The organism is Pedobacter glucosidilyticus DSM 23534 (genome assembly GCF_000425145.1).
Classification (GTDB): domain Bacteria; phylum Bacteroidota; class Bacteroidia; order Sphingobacteriales; family Sphingobacteriaceae; genus Pseudopedobacter; species Pseudopedobacter glucosidilyticus.
This window is the reverse complement of sequence record NZ_KE384312.1, coordinates 49,160-66,683: the sequence shown is the minus strand read 5'-3', so window position 1 is coordinate 66,683 and position 17,524 is coordinate 49,160. Positions and strand designations below refer to the sequence as shown.

11 protein-coding genes are annotated in these 17,524 nt (G+C 34.6%); 1 reads left to right on the top strand and 10 read right to left on the bottom strand.

Annotated elements, in window-relative coordinates; translation table 11 throughout:
* Positions 1 to 40 precede the first annotated feature (40 nt).
* From H510_RS0114900 to H510_RS0114860, 9 genes are all read right to left on the bottom strand, one after another.
* The gene (locus H510_RS0114900) at positions 41 to 970 is read right to left on the bottom strand and encodes a pectinesterase family protein (RefSeq protein ID WP_425413808.1); all 930 of its coding nucleotides are present in this window, start codon (positions 968 to 970) and stop codon (positions 41 to 43) included.
* Between the two features lie 32 nt (positions 971 to 1,002).
* Positions 1,003 to 1,743 (bottom strand): rhamnogalacturonan acetylesterase, encoded by a 741-nt coding sequence (locus tag H510_RS0114895; RefSeq protein WP_026905042.1) that lies wholly within the window; start codon positions 1,741 to 1,743, stop codon positions 1,003 to 1,005.
* 2 nt (positions 1,744 to 1,745) lie between these two features.
* The gene (locus H510_RS0114890) at positions 1,746 to 2,501 is read right to left on the bottom strand and encodes a rhamnogalacturonan acetylesterase (protein WP_026905041.1); all 756 of its coding nucleotides are present in this window, start codon (positions 2,499 to 2,501) and stop codon (positions 1,746 to 1,748) included.
* A 12-nt stretch (positions 2,502 to 2,513) separates the two neighbouring features.
* Entirely contained in the window at positions 2,514 to 3,899 is a 1,386-nt protein-coding gene (locus tag H510_RS0114885) for a pectate lyase family protein (protein WP_026905040.1), read from the bottom strand.
* A complete protein-coding gene (locus tag H510_RS0114880) occupies positions 3,900 to 5,372 on the bottom strand; it encodes a pectate lyase family protein (RefSeq protein ID WP_026905039.1) in 1,473 nt (490 codons plus the stop codon).
* A gap of 12 nt (positions 5,373 to 5,384) precedes the next feature.
* Positions 5,385 to 6,902, bottom strand: coding sequence for a pectate lyase family protein (locus tag H510_RS0114875; protein ID WP_026905038.1), 1,518 nt, complete (start codon positions 6,900 to 6,902; stop codon positions 5,385 to 5,387).
* 68 nt (positions 6,903 to 6,970) lie between these two features.
* On the bottom strand, positions 6,971 to 8,593 hold the full coding sequence (locus H510_RS0114870; protein WP_026905037.1) for a DUF5123 domain-containing protein: 1,623 nt from the start codon (positions 8,591 to 8,593) through the stop codon (positions 6,971 to 6,973).
* 20 nt (positions 8,594 to 8,613) lie between these two features.
* Complete coding sequence (locus tag H510_RS0114865; RefSeq protein ID WP_026905036.1) at positions 8,614 to 10,467, bottom strand: RagB/SusD family nutrient uptake outer membrane protein; 1,854 nt, start codon at positions 10,465 to 10,467, stop codon at positions 8,614 to 8,616.
* A 64-nt stretch (positions 10,468 to 10,531) separates the two neighbouring features.
* Positions 10,532 to 13,792: a SusC/RagA family TonB-linked outer membrane protein gene (locus H510_RS0114860; protein ID WP_051291323.1), complete on the bottom strand. Its 3,261-nt coding sequence runs from the start codon at positions 13,790 to 13,792 to the stop codon at positions 10,532 to 10,534.
* A 288-nt stretch (positions 13,793 to 14,080) separates the two neighbouring features.
* Between H510_RS0114860 and H510_RS0114855 the strand changes: the two genes are divergently transcribed.
* Entirely contained in the window at positions 14,081 to 15,094 is a 1,014-nt protein-coding gene (locus H510_RS0114855; protein WP_026905034.1) for a LacI family DNA-binding transcriptional regulator, read from the top strand.
* An 838-nt stretch (positions 15,095 to 15,932) separates the two neighbouring features.
* On the opposite strand, the gene H510_RS0114850 is transcribed toward H510_RS0114855, so the two are convergent.
* The gene (locus H510_RS0114850) at positions 15,933 to 17,498 is read right to left on the bottom strand and encodes an MFS transporter (protein ID WP_036693081.1); all 1,566 of its coding nucleotides are present in this window, start codon (positions 17,496 to 17,498) and stop codon (positions 15,933 to 15,935) included.
* Positions 17,499 to 17,524 lie beyond the last annotated feature (26 nt).

Sequence of the window (17,524 nt, the reverse complement as noted above, 5' to 3'; positions counted from 1 at the left end):
ACATTCAAAAACCACTTGTCTTGAACAAGTTTATCTTACATTATTTAGGCATCCAATCTCGTAAAATTAAATTCACACTATAACTATCTATCTGATTTTCTGTCAATTGTAAAGACCAATTCACACGCTGCTCTGGTTTAAAACCTTCGCCTTTGTTTTGATACTCGGCATAAAATGCTGTAAGTTTATTACTTTCTTTTCCCCAAAAATCCCAACCTTCTGGTTTGATATGCTTGCCTAAATCGCAATGAATAAAAACGGTTTTAGCGTAAGGACGCCATGGCCTACCTAAATAAACAGATTTTTCTGGCGCATCGCCGGTGAGTTTACAATTTATAAACACATAGCCGAACTTAATACTATCCGGAGTTGATGCTGCTGTAACAAACGAACCTCCTTTTTTACTGTAAATCTCGCAAGATTTAAATAAAGCTGTTGCAGCACCAAAAATAAAATCGGTTGTACCCTCTATATAACAGTTTTCATAGTATTGCCTGCTGCCATATCCGTAGGTATAAAGTGTATCCTGATAGCCTAGAAATCTGCAATTTTTGAAATGTATACGGTCACCTATAACTTGTACAGCTACTGCTTGCCCAACCGGACCAGATGAATTTTGAAACGTGATGTTTTCGGCACTAAAGTCATCTCCGTAAATATAAAAAGAAGAAGATCCTGATGTACCTATAGGCTCACCAAACTTATTAAGCTTAGCGGCAAAATCATCAAAAGTTAAAATCGTTTTTTCTTTACTTTCACCTATAAATTTTACCATTTTTTTTGAGCCCGGTAAAATTAATTTTTCTTTGTAAACACCATTTTTAATATAAATAATGGTTGTTTGCTTTCTGAAATCAGGAACTGCGTTTATAGCCTCTTGTACGGTTTTAAAATCTCCTTTACCTTTTGCATCAACAATAAAATGGTAATCTTTAGCTTTAGCTAGATGTATTTGAGATATAAACATCATCGAAAAGAAAAGATACTTTAAAAAATTACGCATTATTTTACAATATATGTTGTTAAACCAATTTGCTGTTTTTTTATCTCTTGCAGCACCAATTCTGCAATTCTTCTGGCGCCATAGTCATTAAAATGCGTCCCATCTTTAGCCCCTTCTGGGTAGTTTGGATGTTGTCCTGCCGGAAAATCAAGAAATAATAATTTAGACCCTTCATCACCAAATTGCTGATATAAATCTCTACTCATCTCATCTAAATCAATCATATTAACTTGCTGCTCTTTTGCTAATGCTCTTACTACTTCAGAATAAGGTAAATGTGTTTGTTTTATTTTTCCTTCTTTATCAAAATATCTTCTAGAAACAGGAGTTACCAAAATTGGATTTGCTTTTTTAGACCTTGTTTCGTTAATAAACTTTAATAGATTAATTCTATAATCTTCCGGAGAAGTATATCTATCAGCATGTTTCTGACTTTCATCATTATGTCCAAATTGTATAAAAACATAATCTCCTTCTTGTAAAGAATCTACAATGGGTTGCCAAAGATTTTCTTGCAAAAATGTTCTGGTACTTCTACCGTTTTTAGCTTTATTTTTTACTTGTACAGCATGGTTAAAATAGTTGGCAAAAGGCATCCCCCAGCCATGTTCAGGAAATTTATTTGTAGGTTTTTCTGCCATAGTAGAATCTCCAATTAACCAGATTGTTAAAGGCTTATTTTCAACAATTTTAAATGAACTCAGGATGAAAGCAATAGCTAAAATATAGATTCTTATCATGGCTATTTTTTTTCAGGTTTAATGATTTTTGATCTAATAGCTAAGTTTAGCAATTTTATTTCTGCCAATACCAACTGCGCCATGTAACGAGCTCCTAACTCGTTAAAATGTGTGTCATCTATTTTACCATTTGGGTAATTAGGATTTTGGCCAGGTGCTAAATGGTTAAATAAATAAGCTGATTTTTCTACTCCAAAATCTTGAAGTAGTTTCATACTACTTGAAGATAAATCTATCAAAAGAACTTTATTTTTCTGCGCTACTTCTTTTACCAAAGCTGCGTAAATTTCATGTGTATCCACAATCTTACCATCAGTATTAAATTTTCTTCTGGCAACCGGCGTAATTAAAACAGGGATAGCTTTTTTTGATCTGGTTTCTTTCACAAATCTTAAGAGATTGGCCTTAAAATCTTTTTCTGTCGTATAGCTCTTTTTAGTTGTTACCTCGTCATTATGCCCAAATTGGATAAATACGTAATCTCCTTTTTTTAATTTCTCTACAATAGGCTGCCACCTGTTCTCTTCTATAAAAGTTCTTGTACTTCTTCCATTTTGAGCATGATTTTCTACCACTACGGTAGAATCAAAAAAATGGGTAAAAGGCATTCCCCAGCCAGTTTCTGGATAGGCCTTTTTGCTTTTTTGAGACATGGTAGAATCGCCAATCAAATAAATAGTTGTTTTATCCTTTGCTTGATTAAAAGCTAAGATAATAGCAATGATAAAAACAAATCCTATCTGTTTGAGGAACTTCATACGCTGTATAAATTACTTTATTAAGCTGTTGATATATACTTCTAAGTTGGTATAATCTTTATTTAAAGTATATAAATGATGGTCATCAGCCGATTTAGGATTTAGTTTATTTCTAACTTCCCAATCATCAGGCATACCATCTCTATCTGTATCTATTTTTGAATTTCCCGACGCTAAAAATGGCCAAGCAATTTTACTTAGCTCATACGGTGTACCATGTTTAAAGCCGCCTTGTACATCGATAATTTTACCTTTTTGTTTCTTAACATCGTTTATCAATCTGCTATCTAAAGTATCTCTTTTATAACTTGCACCTACGCCTTTTAGAACTAATTTATAAGCTTTCTTTGCGGATTGATTTACATCATCCAAAACTTTAAAAGACTGTTTAACAATAGCTTTTTCTTTACTTAAGCTATCAGCTTTTTTATCAAAATGAACTCCTTTACGATTATTTTTTGTAGTTTCTGATGCTTTGTAAACTACATTTCCGGCCACATAAAATTGCCCATGTTTACCATTTTTATCTACCGAAGGATTAACAATTCTGTATAATACATTTTTATTGGTTGATGGCCCAAACTTGTAATAATTATTAACAATATTATATTGACCTCCCTCGCCTCCGTAAATATTATTATGCCCCCAGTTGTAGATAACGTTATTTCTAAAATCAACAAATTCATCTGTTGCACCTAAACGAGCACCGTTAAACCTAGGTGATCTGCTGTTACAATGGATAAAAAGATTATGATGTGCAGATAAATTTGAACCACCCCAAATACCTCCGTAACCATGTTTTTCAAAATCGGTATCACCATCTTCAAAATGGTAAGAATAGTTTAATGGCTCTGAGATAATATTCCATTGTAACGTAGTGCTATCTCCGCCATAGGCTGATAAAACTTCATCGGTACTCCAACTAAAACTACAATGATCTATTATTACATTTTTTCTTTTAGAGATACTCATAGCATCATCGCTACCAGAACCAGGGACCTTACCTTTATTTTGGTAACGGTCTCCTAATCTAAAGCGTAAATATCTGATGATGATATTATCCCCAACTAAACTAACGGGATAATCGGCAATACAAATACCATCACCAGGTGCGGTTTGGCCTGCTATGGTTATATTTTTACTGATATTTAATCGAGATTTTAGATGTATAGTTCCGGATATAGCAAAAACTACCATTCTGGGGTGTTTAGCTGTTACTGCTGCTCTTAAACTCCCTTCGCCATCATCATCTAAGTTGCTTACTACATAAACTTTTCCTCCTCTACCGCCAGTGGTATATTTACCAAACCCTTCTGCATCAGGAAAAGCTATAGGCTGTGCAATAGCAGCCATCGTAAATAAAAAAAAGATGCTTATTAGGCTATATATTTTTTCCATTTATTTAATCTGATTTTCTGTTATGGTGCTAACAATACTATTGATGTAAACCTCAATATTATCATAACCAGTACTTAAATCTCTGCCATTAGCATTGGCTTTGGTATGATTTAATTTTTTCGCTTTTTCCCAATCATCAGGCATGCCATCACCATCGGTATCAGTTAAAACAGCAGTTTGATTGAGTATTGGCCAAGCACCAACATCTGTTTGTGTATCTATAATACCATTGGTACTACCATTAGAACCTTGTGCAGTAAAAGTTTTATTCTTAACATGAAGTACAATTCTGGCATCTACAGCGTCTCTTTTAAATGATGCTCCTGCATATTCTAAAACTCTCTCATAAGCTGTTGAAGCAGAGTGAGTGGTTACGTTATTATTGATTTGTAAAGCACTTGCTAAACGCATACTGGCTTTATCTGCTTCTGAAATTGTACCGTAACTGTTATGAAATTGATTATAAACTCCAAAAGTCCAGTTATCATTAGTTGCTCTTGTGCTTCCATCTACAAAATTACCATCTACATAAAATTTACCCCATATATCAAATACTTCGGTACCTGTAGTTTTATTTTTGTCTATAGATAATATGCGCTCGTTTTTTGAAGTAGCGGGTCCGGGTTTATAGTAATTATTTACAATGTTAACATTCATGGCTTCGCCGCCATACATGCTATTATTACCCCAGTTATAGAATACGTTATTTCTAACATCCACCAAATCTGTTAAGGCAAAAGCTTTACCTGCTTCTTCTCCAAGTCTTGGATTTCTACTATCATGATTAGCCATTAAGTTATGATGAAATGAGGCTCTTCTACCACCCCAAATTCCGCCATAACCATGCGCCCCTTTCCCATGTACAGAGTTCCTTAAGCTTTCTGCAATGATACACCATTGTAAAGTAAAATCTTCATTTGCGTAAAAAGACACGCATTCATCAGTAGACCAACTCATAGAACAATGATCTACCATAATTCTTTTCCTGAATCTGCCACCTAGTGCATCTCCTTCTTGCTGAGCAGCATCGCCCATTCTAAACCTAAGAAATCTAATAATTACATTATCAGCATCAACACCCACCTCATAATCTCTTAAACATATCCCATCTCCAGGTGCTGTTTGTCCAGCTATGGTGACATCACCATTTCTTATAAGAAGTCGGCTTTTTAAAACAATAGTTCCAGAAACTTCAAACACTATAATTCTTGCACCTGTAGCTTCTATTGCTGCTCGTAAACTTCCGGTACCTGCATCGTTAAGATTGGTTACTTTAATAACTCTACCTCCACGTCCGCCTGTAATATTTTTAGCAAAACCTTCTGCACCAGGGAAAGCTAGTGCTACCTCATTTACCGGTGTTGGACCAGTAGGTGGTTTTACAGGTTCTTCTGGTGTACTACCTTTTTTCTTACATGCTATTGCAATAAAACCAAACACGAATAATACAAAAAGTAATCCCTTATATTTCATACAATAATGATATTATTTATACTGATTTTCTGTGATAGTACCGACTAAACTATTGACATAAACTTCAATATTATCGTATCCTGTGCTTAAATCTTTGCTACTAGCATTGGCTTTGGTATGGTCTAACTTCTTAGCTTTTTCCCAATCATCAGGCATCCCATCACCATCGGTATCAGTTAAAACACTGGTTTGTGTTAAAAATGGCCAACCACCTACATCGCTTTGTTTATCTATTATACCTAAAAGCCTTGATACAGAACCGCTAAATGTTGCTGTACCATTTCTAACCTCTCCAACAATTCGGGTATCTATAGCATCACGTTTTAAACTTGCCCCACCATAAGTTAATACTGCTTCGAAGGCTTGTTCTGCACTATGTACTGGTATATCTGTTGCAGGAAACGGTGTTGTTCTTTGCGCCATTGTTCTTGTAATACCCGAATCAAAATCGACACCTCCTGTCCAATTATCTGCTGTAACCGCTGCGTTGCCAAAAACAAAATTTCCTGCGATATAAAAAGTTCCATAACCTAAGCCATATTCTGTGGGATTTGGAGCAGAAGTAGCATTATCTTTAGAAACTTGCATAATTCTATTTCTTCTATTTGTTGGGGTAGCAGGACCATATTTATAGTAATTATTTACCATGTTATACTCGCCATTTTCTCCGCCATAAGTACTATTACCGCTCCAGTTATAAACAACATTATTCCGATAATCTATTTTATCTGCACCATATTTACTTAAACCCGTACCACTTCCATTACTGTATCGTTTTCCTCCATCAAAGCGTGGATTTCTGTTTGTATGGTGCGCTATTAAGTTATGATGAAAAGTTGCTGGGTTACCCCCCCAAATACCGCCATAACCATGTGCACCTTTGACATGGCCAGAGTTGTTCATACTCTCCGTAATGAAGCACCATTGCATGGTAAAGTTTTTGGTATGGTAAAAGGATGCAGTTTCATCTATAGACCAACTCATAGAGCAATGGTCTAAAACAATGTTTTCAATTTCTCTGCCCCATAAAGCATCACTTTCTATAGTGGCTACGTTGGTGTCTCCTAATCTAAATCTTAGGTAACGGATGATTACATTATTAGCCGTTATATTAGTTTCATAGTCTTGTAAGCATATCCCGTCTCCAGGAGCTGTTTGCCCGGCAATGGTAAGGTCTCCATTTCTGATTTGTAACCTGCTTCTTAGTTTAATATTACCAGATACTTCAAAAACTACAATCCGCGGCCCTGTTGTCTCTATAGCAGCTCTTAAACTTCCTGTTCCGCTATCATTAAGATTAGTCACTTTAATAACTCTTCCTCCTCTACCGCCAGTTGTATTTTTACCTGCACCTTCTGCACCAGGGAAAGCAAAAGCTGTTTCTGTTACTTTTACAGGAACATTATCATTACCCACAGGTGGTGGATTGATGACTACATCTTCTTTTGTTGAAACATTATTCTTTTTACAACTAGCAAATAAAAAAACAACTGCTAATGAAATAGCTAATATGAAACTTTTCACTCCCATAATCTTCTCCTTTTATAAATAAAGCTGTTTCATCTTTCCTATTTAGAAAGTGAAACAGCTTTTTGAAATTAATTTATCCTCCATCTAGGATCTCCTGATGTATTTCTACCCACGAAAGTGGCATCTTTTATTTTAAAATCTCCTGCTGTTGGATTAGTAAATAAATCTGTAGATGGTTTGCTATATCCAGTAAATCCTGGATTAGGGTTTGCAACATTAAAAGTTAAATCTGATGTAAAGAAAGATGTGGAAGCATCTAATATAGCAGTAGTGGTAGAAGTTCTAATTCCACGTATTTCTGTACTAGTACCGGCTAGTCTTCCTATCCCGAAAATATTGTTATTTAGTTTTATACCATTAGCCACAACATTGGTTGGCGAAGTAGAGTAATCAACTATATAACTTGCAGCTACAGGGGCCTCGTTAAAAGTACAATTAGAAATAACAACTGAATTTGAATTACTTCTACTCACAATTATCCTATCTGCCTTATATATTGTACTATTGGTAACAGATATATTTTGAGTTGTACAAGCTATATTATCTACAGATATTAATCCGTAATTACCAATATCGGTAACAATAGAATTATTAATACTAAATAATTTTACAACGGAAGCAGCTGATTGTTGTCTAAATATCCCTCTAAAGGAGGTAATTAAACACTCATCAAATATCATCTTATCTATAGTTGCAGCTTGGGTAGTATTAAATACATACCTTGATGTTGGATTATCACTTCTTAAAGTAATATTCTTAAATTTAATTGAATCTATAGTTGCACCTGGGGCAAAATTAAAGTTACTGGTAAAGAATATCTCTGCCCTTCCTGGATTGAAGTTATCTTCACTTACAATGGTAACCGTTCTATCCAAAGAAATGGTTGTTGCTATGGTATATTGCTGTCCTTTCTTTAGAATAATAGTACTACCTGCTGGTATTGCACTCCTAAGTGTATCAGAAAGAACTGAAGGTCTATTGGTTATTCCAGTTAGGTCAATTATAGCTCCTGTACCAACTGGTGCTTTTGTTCTAAATTCAATTGTACCTAAGCTTAAGCTTCCAGCAAAAATTTCTGCCCTAAAACCGGCTAAAGATGGTAGTCCGCTCAGTAATTTAAAGCCCAAATTAGCGTTTTGTGGGTCTTTATCATTAACTGTTAAATTAATATCATACGCCGCTCCAACCTCAGGAGTAATGGTCAATTTAGTTAATCCATTCCTAAAAGTCCATCTTAATTCGGCTGCATCGCCTGTAGTAGTTGCCGAAGTAAAAATTTGCGCCCCTACTATACTAAAGGGCTGAGTAATTAGCCATTTAGAGTCTTCTCTACCATTAATTCCGAGTGATTTTATTCTAGCCACATAACGTTGCCTAATTAACAAATCGGGGAAGTTGATGGTTACACCTGCCGTATCTACTTGTGTAGTGTATTCTATATCTGAAAAGGATGAATCCCTAGCAACCTCTATTTTATAATTTATGATTTCTTCTTCAACAAAAATACTAGGCTTCCATTCTATTTTAACATTAGACTCTCCACTTATTATTCTTGCCACAGTGGTTGGGGTAAACATACGTAAACCTGAATAGTCATCTAACAATACATCTTTTTTACATGAATGCAAAACTGATGCTACTAGCAATACTATAAGTAGGTAACTAAGTTTTATAAATACTCTATTTTTCATCTTTAATGTTTTAAAATTAATTAATAGCCATAGTCTTGAGTTAACCTAAAATTAGCTCCAATGATATCACTATGAATAGGAAGCAGTTCTCTTGAGTTGGGTACGAAAGCATGTGCAATACCATCTACGCCTGTTATAAATCTTTCACTATTACCTGTATCATTCACAGCATCTCTCCATCTAACGGTGGTATAACCTGCAGGTGCTGTACTTGTGCCTAATCCTGGGGTATACATGACGGTATTAATATTACCTCCAAATAAATTAAGATTAGCTAATTCCCCAGGTATGGTAGCAGCATTAATAAATGGCGATGGTATATAATATACATATCTTGGATAATTAGCATAAACACCCACTCCATCTCTAAAGTCTCTCATTTTTTGTCTGGTCTCTTCTATGTTTGAAGCTAATTTATTCCATCTTATTAGATCATATTTTCTGATTCCCTCACCTCCAAACTCTAATAAACGCTCTTGCATAATGGCATTAAAGAAGGTTTCTTTATTTGCAGAAACTGTATTAATATAATTGGTAACCTGTGTTGGCCATTGACTCTGTGGAAAAGCTCTTTCTCTCACCTGTCTTAACGCACTTTTAGCATTTTCAGGACCACTCAATTCGTTTTCGGCTTCAGCATACATTAATAAAATATCTGCATAACGTAAGATAGCCCAGTTAACACCTAAGTTTTGAGAAGCATCTCTTATGGCTGTCCAATATTTTCTAAATTTACCCTCTCTCATAACTAAAGAAGTTGTTAATTCTTTGGTATTAGTTGCTGAAATTGAGTAATAAGCCAATGTTACATCCCTTCTTAAATCTTCTCTGTCAAACTCATAGAAATAAGTTGCAATAGCGGCATTTAAACCGTTTGCTTGGCCATAGGAAGAACTAGCATTTTGTCTTATCCCATTACTGTAAGCCATTTTTGTATTGGTAGCTCCTGTAGTTCCTGCTGCTCCAACTGTAAACATCATTTCTCTTCCAACTTCAACAGATTTGGAAGTATGTAAAGACTTAAATAAGTTTTCAAAATTTGGATTTAAGCCATGTTCTCCACTTTCAATAATCTCTTTACACTCGTCTCTAGCTATGGTGTAGTAAGTTAAATAGTCATCTTTTCTAGCCATAACTTGTGGATTTCTTCTTAAAGAATAACCACCTCTTGTTAATGCTATTCTTGCTCTTAATCCTTTAACTACACCCTTTGTAATTCTTGTTGGTGTGTTATCACTTGTTTGTGACCTCCATGGCACAAGAGTTGCAGCTTCTCTCAAATCTTCCAATAAGCGATCATATATAACATCTCTGTCTTCTTTGCCTATATACTGGTCTGTAATATCAGATGCTGGCACAAAACGAGCGGGTAAATCTCCCCAATTTCTTAGCAACTCTAGGTAAAATTGTGCTCTCAATGTTAATGCTTCTCCTAACAATTTCCTCATTCCTACCTTTTCTGTTTCTGTCCCAGAATTATAAATAGGAGATAATGGGATATATTTAATACACATATTAGCTCTTTCAATTCCTGAATATAACTGCTCATAAGGTGCTTTTAAATCAGGTAAATTAGGGCTGGCACCATAATGACTAAGACCTCTGGTTTGTAAAGGATTGTAAGCGCCATCTACTTTAAAATCGTCAGCTCCTTGAGAAAAAGATAAGGATAAACGACTTCCATAGCCATTATCCCCTGGCAGTTTAGCGTAAACACCTACAACTGTTGAGTTTGCTTCATTTAAAGATCCAAAAGCCACTGTTTCTGATATAGTAGAAGGATTATCAATTTTCAGATAATCTTTACAAGAAGATAGAAGTGACAATACTACTACACCCATTGCCACAACATTATATTTTATTAATTGATTCATAATACTTTTCGTTTTATACAAGGTTTGTAAACACACGTTATATCTAGTAATTATTTTTTACTGATTAAAATGTCATATTTATACCTGCCAATACATATCTACTTCTTGGGTATGCTGCATAATCTACACTTGGCGTTAATGGACTAGCTCTTCTTGTATTAGCTTCTGGATCAAACCCAGAATATCCAGTGATAGTCCATAAATTATTTACTGTTGCATACACTCTAAGATTAGAGATAAACTTTGACTTTCTAATTAAATCTTGTGGCATAGTATAGCCTAATGTTAAATTGCTTATTCTTAAGAATGAGGCATCTTCAATAGCGTAAGAATGAAGAAAATAGGCACCAGAAGAAGGTGTCCAAAACGTTGTATTCTCATTTAAAGCAGCCAAAGCTGTAGGCTCTGTTACCAAAACACCACTTTCATTATACCATTTCCATCTATTATTCACAACTGCCAACATATTATTATCTCGGTATAAATATTGGCTTGTGAATTCTAGGTTATTAGCATTATAAACTTTTCCTCCTACGGACCAATTAAGAAAAACACTCATATCAAAATTCTTATAAGCGAATTGTTGATTCAACCCTCCTGTAAATTTTGGTTGCGCATTACCTAAAACTGTTCTATCATTAGCATCAACCCTATAAGGATTTGCCGAGTTAGGATCTACAGGAGAAAGCTTCTTTAGTTTTAAATCTCCTGGCTGAGGGGCTCTATTACCTATTAAATTAAAAGAATTTGGAATTCCGTCTTTTAAAACATAAGAAAAGCTACCATTTGTATTTTGGGTAATATCAAAATCCTCTATTTTATAATAACCGTCAGTTACGTATCCATAAAACTGCCCAATAGGTTGTCCAACTTGTAATAAGAAATCTTGATACTGATTACTAGCTGAAGCCCAGCCAGAACCTATTAATCTTGATACTAATGGATTACCAGAAGCATCTAAGCCTAAGCTTACTACTTTATTTCTATTAACACCAATATTAAAATTAGCGTTCCAAGTAAACTTTTTGTTAGTTATAACGGCTCCAGCTAATTGGATTTCAAAACCTTTATTTTGGGTAGCACCAACATTTTGTACCTGTGTAGGGTTTCCGGCCTCTTTTGGAATATCAACATCAAAAAGCAAATCATTAACAGTATTCAGATAAAAATCAACATTAGCAGTCAATCTAGAGCCAAATAAATCTAAATCTAGACCCAAGTTACGCGAAGTTGTTTTCTCCCATCTTAGATTAGAATTTGCTAAAGAAAGCGGATAAGAGCTAGGTGTAATTGATGTACCAAAAGCGTAGCCATCGCTAGCACTTGAACCATACACAGTTTTAAATAAGTCATCTCCAATTCTATTATTTCCAGCCGAGCCTAAACTAAATCTTACTTTCATATTGTTTAGCCAATCGCCTTTAATATTAGACATAAACTTCTCTTCAGAAATCCTCCATCCTAACGTAACCGCCGGAAAAGCCGCAAATCCATTATCCCTATTAAATTTTGATGAACCATCATATCTTAAAGATGCTGTAGCTAAATATTTTCCCTGATAATTATAATTTACCCTACCAAAAAAAGATAGTATTCTATTTTCAGAAACGCCTGTTGATGGTGGAGATTGAAATTGGTCTGCCGGAGGGACAGCTCTTTGTATACTTGCAAAAGCTTGTTCAGGGGTAATTCCTAGTGGCAACCAACGAATAGTTTTGTTATCCGTAAAACCTTTCCAAATATAAGTTTCTTGTCCTAACAAGAATTCAGTTTGATGCTTACCAAACTTTTTAGAATAATTTAAAGTATTAGAATTTGTAACACTGTAGTCATTTGATTTACGAATATCAACAACTGGTTGGTTATTTGCATTATTTGTCCTGGTTACACCACTTGGAGGTGCATAAAAGAAGTTTTGAACTCTATCATTGGTAACATACCCCAAAACACTTCTAAAAGTTAGGTTTTTAACCAATTCTAAATTAAAATATCCATTCAAATTAGTATTTATTCTGCCATCTTCTCTAATTTCATTATTAGCCAATAATACTGGACTAGCTAAGTTTGTTAAATTAGTATACTCTGGATCAAATTCATCAACTTCTGATTCTAAACCAGGGCCTATAAAAGGTCTAAATCTAACTGCGTTTCTTAAACGATTATTACTTTGTGTTCCGGTATTTGAAGTACCTACACCAGTAACATCTTGGTCACTATATCTAAAGTTTAACCCAACTTTTAATTTTTTATTTACTTTATGATCGAAACGGAATGATGCTAAAGTTCTTTTGTAGCCAGAATTAAGCATAATTCCATCTTCATCAGCCCTATTTAATGTGAAATTATAAGTTGTTGCTTTTGTACCTCCAGAAACCCCCAATACATGTGTTTGACTATATGCATCTCTACCAAATACTTCATCTTGCCAATTAACAAATGGCATAGATTTATAAATATCTAAATCTTCATATCTTCCATATCTATCTGTGAAAGAATTTCTGGTTTGTTCATTAGTATTATAATTATAAATCTGATATTGATACTGTACAAAATCATAAGGATTCATCACTTCAATTTTGTTTGTGATATTTCTAACACCTCCAAAACCATTATAGGTAATTTGTGTAGGCATTTCTTTTCCTCCTTTTGTTGTAATAATGACAACACCATTTGCTCCTCTTGCACCATAGATAGAAGTAGATGCAGCATCTTTTAGAACATCTATGGATTGAATTTCTTGTGGAGATAATATAGACAGCGCATTTTCTACCACAATACCATCTACAACAAAAAGAGGTGTATTATCTCCTGAAATAGATCCTCCTCCCCTAACTCTTATTAAAATATCAGCACCTGGAGCCCCCTCTGTAGTAGTCACCTGTACCCCTGCCAACCTACCAGCTAATGCCTCGGCAGCTGTACTCACCGGCATATCTTGTAATTGTTTGGCTGTAACGGAAGATACTGAACCTGTTAAAGACTCTCTAGTAGTGGTACCATAGCCTATTGCAACAACTTCCTGAAGTTCTAAGGTATTAGATTGAAGTATAACATTTAGGGTTGTTTGTCCCTTTACGGTAATTTCTTGAGGCTTATACCCCATATATCTGAAAGTTAAAATGGCACCTTCAGCAACATTTATAGTAAAATTACCATCAATATTTGTTTGTGCACCCGTTGAGGTATTCTTCACACCCACAGAAACACCCACTAAAGGTTCTCCTGTCTCGTCTTTTACAATCCCTTTCAACTGTTTGGTTTGTGCAAAAATCGAATTTAAAACAACTAACGATATCGTTAGTAATAGTAGAGCTTTTCTAATCATATTCATTTATAATTAATGGTTGCTAATAAATAAATACACTTCACAAAGCACTCACTAGGTTAGCATTTGTTGCAAGAAGTCTTTTATTGAAATGGTCTATTTATTTAATTGGCTTAAACAATGGTAATCAGTTTTTAAAGAAAAAAGAAGTAACTGGTTTAAAAAAAATGCGCAATCGATGCCGGCATCGATGCCGTAAGTGTTAAATCAACATTTTTTAACTTAAAAAACGCTTTTAAATATATTTTTTCTAAATTTATCTTGAAGCTTTTAAAACCACCCAGCCTAATGTTTAAACCTACTACGATAAAAGATATTGCCAAAGCTTTAAATCTATCTACTTCAACTGTATCCAGAGCCTTAAGAGGTGGATATGAAATTAGTGAAGAAACTAAAAAGATAGTTTTAGAATATGCCGAGAAAGTTAATTTCAAAAGAAATCCTATTGCATTAAGTCTAAAAGAAAGAAGAAGCTATTCTATTGGTGTGATTGTATGCGAGGTTGCTAATCAGTTTTTTTCTCAAGCTATTGACGGTATAGAATCTGTAGCTTATAGTAAAGGTTACCATGTTATCATCTCCCAAACTCATGATAGTTATGAACGCGAAGTTATTAACGTAGAACATTTAGCAAACAGATCTGTTGACGGTTTACTGGTATCTTTAAGTGCAGAAACTAAAGATTATAGCCATCTTGAAAAATTACATGACCAAGGTTTACCTATAGTTTTTTTCGATAGAATTTTAAATTCTATGAATACCCATAAAGTATCTAGCAATAATTTTAAAGGTGCTTTTGAAGCTACAGAATTTTTAATTAGTAAAGGATGTAAACGTATTGCTCATTTGGCAAATGCTTCGCAGCTTTCTATTACAGCCGAAAGACAAAAAGGCTATGAAGAAGCTTTAAGACAACATCATATCCCTATAGATAAAGAACTTATTAAATATTGTAAACACGGTGGCCGTGATCAAATAGAAGTAGAAATTGCTGTGAGAGAATTTCTATCACATGACAATCCTCCAGACGCCATTTTTGTTGCCAGCGACAGATTAAGTACTGGCTGTTTAAGTACCATGAAAAAATATGCTACTCATCATCATGATATTCTTGTTGCAGGTTTTAGTAATTCAGAATTAGTAGAGTTGTTGAATCCTTCCCTTTCCTATATCAGGCAACCGGCCTTTGAGATGGGCGAAAAAGCTGCAGAAATGCTTATCAGTATTATTGAAAGTAAATACCCAATAGAAGAGTTTGAATCTATTATGCTAGATACCACGCTTCATCCTAATGGAGTATAATAGTAAATGATCATTCAAACAACTTATGCCATTACCCCAAATAAGCTCGTGAAACTTACCACATCTTATCAAAGTATTGTTGACAATCAAACCCACTAATCTATATGAACAATATTTTAAAGAATATATGCTTGATGTTAATACTTACCCAATAAAAATATTTAAACCGAAAAAACAACCCTGGTGTATCTGATAAAATCCTAGTCTAACCCAAAAAACCTTTCAGAAATTATCTATTTTTTAACACCATAAATACCCCTCAGAACGGACAACTATTTTTTTTAAAAAAATACACTAAGCCCCCTTGCTTACAGTTAGCTTACAGCAACCTTACGGCTACCTTACAGCTACCCACCAGAAAGCTAATCTTAAAAAGTGCGTTTCCAGCATCTGGAGGGGGTATAAAATTTGGCATTTTCAGTAAAAAAATACACTAAGCCCCCCTGAAATATAATCTTGAAATCTCCTCCTCATAACAAAAAAAATCATCATCAGCCTAATAATATGATAACCCAAAAATTCAGACCGATACAACCATAGGCTTAAATACTGGTAAATATTATAAAGATTCCATAAAAAAAAGAGGCTGTCTCAAATCACCACTTTATGTCAGGCTGAGCGGAGTCGAAGCCTTTTTTATCCTTCGACTTCGCTACCATTGACGTTTTTTATAATAAACTGATTATCAGGATTATTGTATTTTGTAAAAAACGTCATTTCATATTGATTTATATGAAATATATTAGACCTCAGGATGACAACAAAGATCTACTCAATGTGACAAATATGATTTCTGAAACAACCTCTTTACGTAACTGCTTAAAAAACAATATATAAGTTATAATCCTTTAATAGGGCTATATTTTGGAACTAGTGATTTCATAACCACCCAGCCAATCAAATAACAAAAGGCGCAGATAGAAAATATAATCATATATCCAGAATTAATTCCATTTACAACAGTCTCACCAGAAGCAGATAACTGTTTCAGAAACTCTTCCGTATTAGCAACTCCTTTTTCTGTAAAGAAAGCTTTTGCCTGCTCAGCATCTTTCAATTGAGGATATTGTTCTGTAACATTTACTCCATTAACAGTGCTCCAGTTCTTTTGCGTAAAATCAAATAATAAACCAGAACCCTTGTTAATAAGAAACGAGCCTAAACCCCCAGCCATACCTCCTATGCCTGTTACAGTAGCAATAGCCTTTTTAGGAAACATATCTCCTACAGTAGTGAAAATATTTGCAGACCAAGCTTGGTGTGCCGCTCCGGAAATACCAATAATAATAACTGGTATCCAATAAGAAATACCACCTAAAGGTTGCGCAAGTAATGCCAGTAACGGGAAAAAAGCAAATATTAACATGGCTCTCATACGTCCCTCATAAGGATTCATACCTTTTTTATCAACAAAATAGGTAGGTAACCAACCTCCAATGATTGAAAGTAAGGTTATAATATACAATACAAATAATGGTAATGCACTTTCTGTAGAATCCATTCCATAAACAGAACTTAAATAAGCAGGTGCCCAGAACAAGAAAAACCACCATACTCCATCCGTCATAAACTTACCAAAAGCAAATGCCCAAGTTTGTTTATACTTGAAACAATCGGCAAAAGAAGCCTTAGTGCTAGTTTCTTCAACATAATCTACCAATTTCCTGTCTGCAATAATATCTTGCTGGATATAAGCCAATTCAGCAGCATTAACTTTTGGATGCACCTCTGGTTTTTTATAATAAAATATCCAGAAACCCATCCAAACAAAACCTAGCGCACCTATAATGATAAATGACATCTCCCAACCCCAAGCAGCAGCTATGAAAGGTATAGTAACCGGAGCTGCCAAAGCACCTACCGTTGCGCCAGCATTGAAAATACTAGTAGCAAACGCCCTATCTTTTTTGGGAAAAAACTCTGCCGTTGCTTTTATAGCAGCAGGAAAATTTCCAGCTTCACCAACAGCAAGAACAAGACGAGCGAAAATAAATAAGGTTACACTTACAGAAATGATTAAAGCAGTATCGTTAACCACTTCTAATGATTCTTTAGCCCCTTGAAATCCTACAAACCAATTCCCGGTAATAATACCAGATGTAGCTATACCACAATAAGCGTGAAGACAGGCACCTACAGACCAAACACCTATAGCCCACAAAAATCCCTTTTTAGTATCCATCCAATCCACAAATCTTCCTGCAAATAGCATGGATACAGCATAAAAAATAGAAAAAAGTGCCGTAATATTACCGTAATCATTATTTGTCCAGTGGAACTCAGGAGAAATAAAATCCTTCCACGTAAGTGAAAGTACCTGTCTATCCAGATAATTGATTGTTGTAGCGAAAAATAACATGGCACATACCGTCCACCTAAATTTTCCTATTTTTTCGTTCGTCATATTTATTTTTGGTTTATATAATTTGG

Coding starts and splice junctions, on each gene's coding strand:
- H510_RS0114865 (WP_026905036.1), bottom strand. CDS start 10,467: ATGAATCAATTAATAAAATATAATGTTGTGGCAATGGGTGTAGTAGTA.
- H510_RS0114875 (WP_026905038.1), bottom strand. CDS start 6,902: ATGGGAGTGAAAAGTTTCATATTAGCTATTTCATTAGCAGTTGTTTTT.
- H510_RS0114850 (WP_036693081.1), bottom strand. CDS start 17,498: ATGACGAACGAAAAAATAGGAAAATTTAGGTGGACGGTATGTGCCATG.
- H510_RS0114895 (WP_026905042.1), bottom strand. CDS start 1,743: ATGATAAGAATCTATATTTTAGCTATTGCTTTCATCCTGAGTTCATTT.
- H510_RS0114880 (WP_026905039.1), bottom strand. CDS start 5,372: ATGAAATATAAGGGATTACTTTTTGTATTATTCGTGTTTGGTTTTATT.
- H510_RS0114855 (WP_026905034.1), top strand. CDS start 14,081: ATGTTTAAACCTACTACGATAAAAGATATTGCCAAAGCTTTAAATCTA.
- H510_RS0114890 (WP_026905041.1), bottom strand. CDS start 2,501: ATGAAGTTCCTCAAACAGATAGGATTTGTTTTTATCATTGCTATTATC.
- H510_RS0114900 (WP_425413808.1), bottom strand. CDS start 970: ATGATGTTTATATCTCAAATACATCTAGCTAAAGCTAAAGATTACCAT.
- H510_RS0114870 (WP_026905037.1), bottom strand. CDS start 8,593: ATGAAAAATAGAGTATTTATAAAACTTAGTTACCTACTTATAGTATTG.
- H510_RS0114885 (WP_026905040.1), bottom strand. CDS start 3,899: ATGGAAAAAATATATAGCCTAATAAGCATCTTTTTTTTATTTACGATG.
- H510_RS0114860 (WP_051291323.1), bottom strand. CDS start 13,792: ATGATTAGAAAAGCTCTACTATTACTAACGATATCGTTAGTTGTTTTA.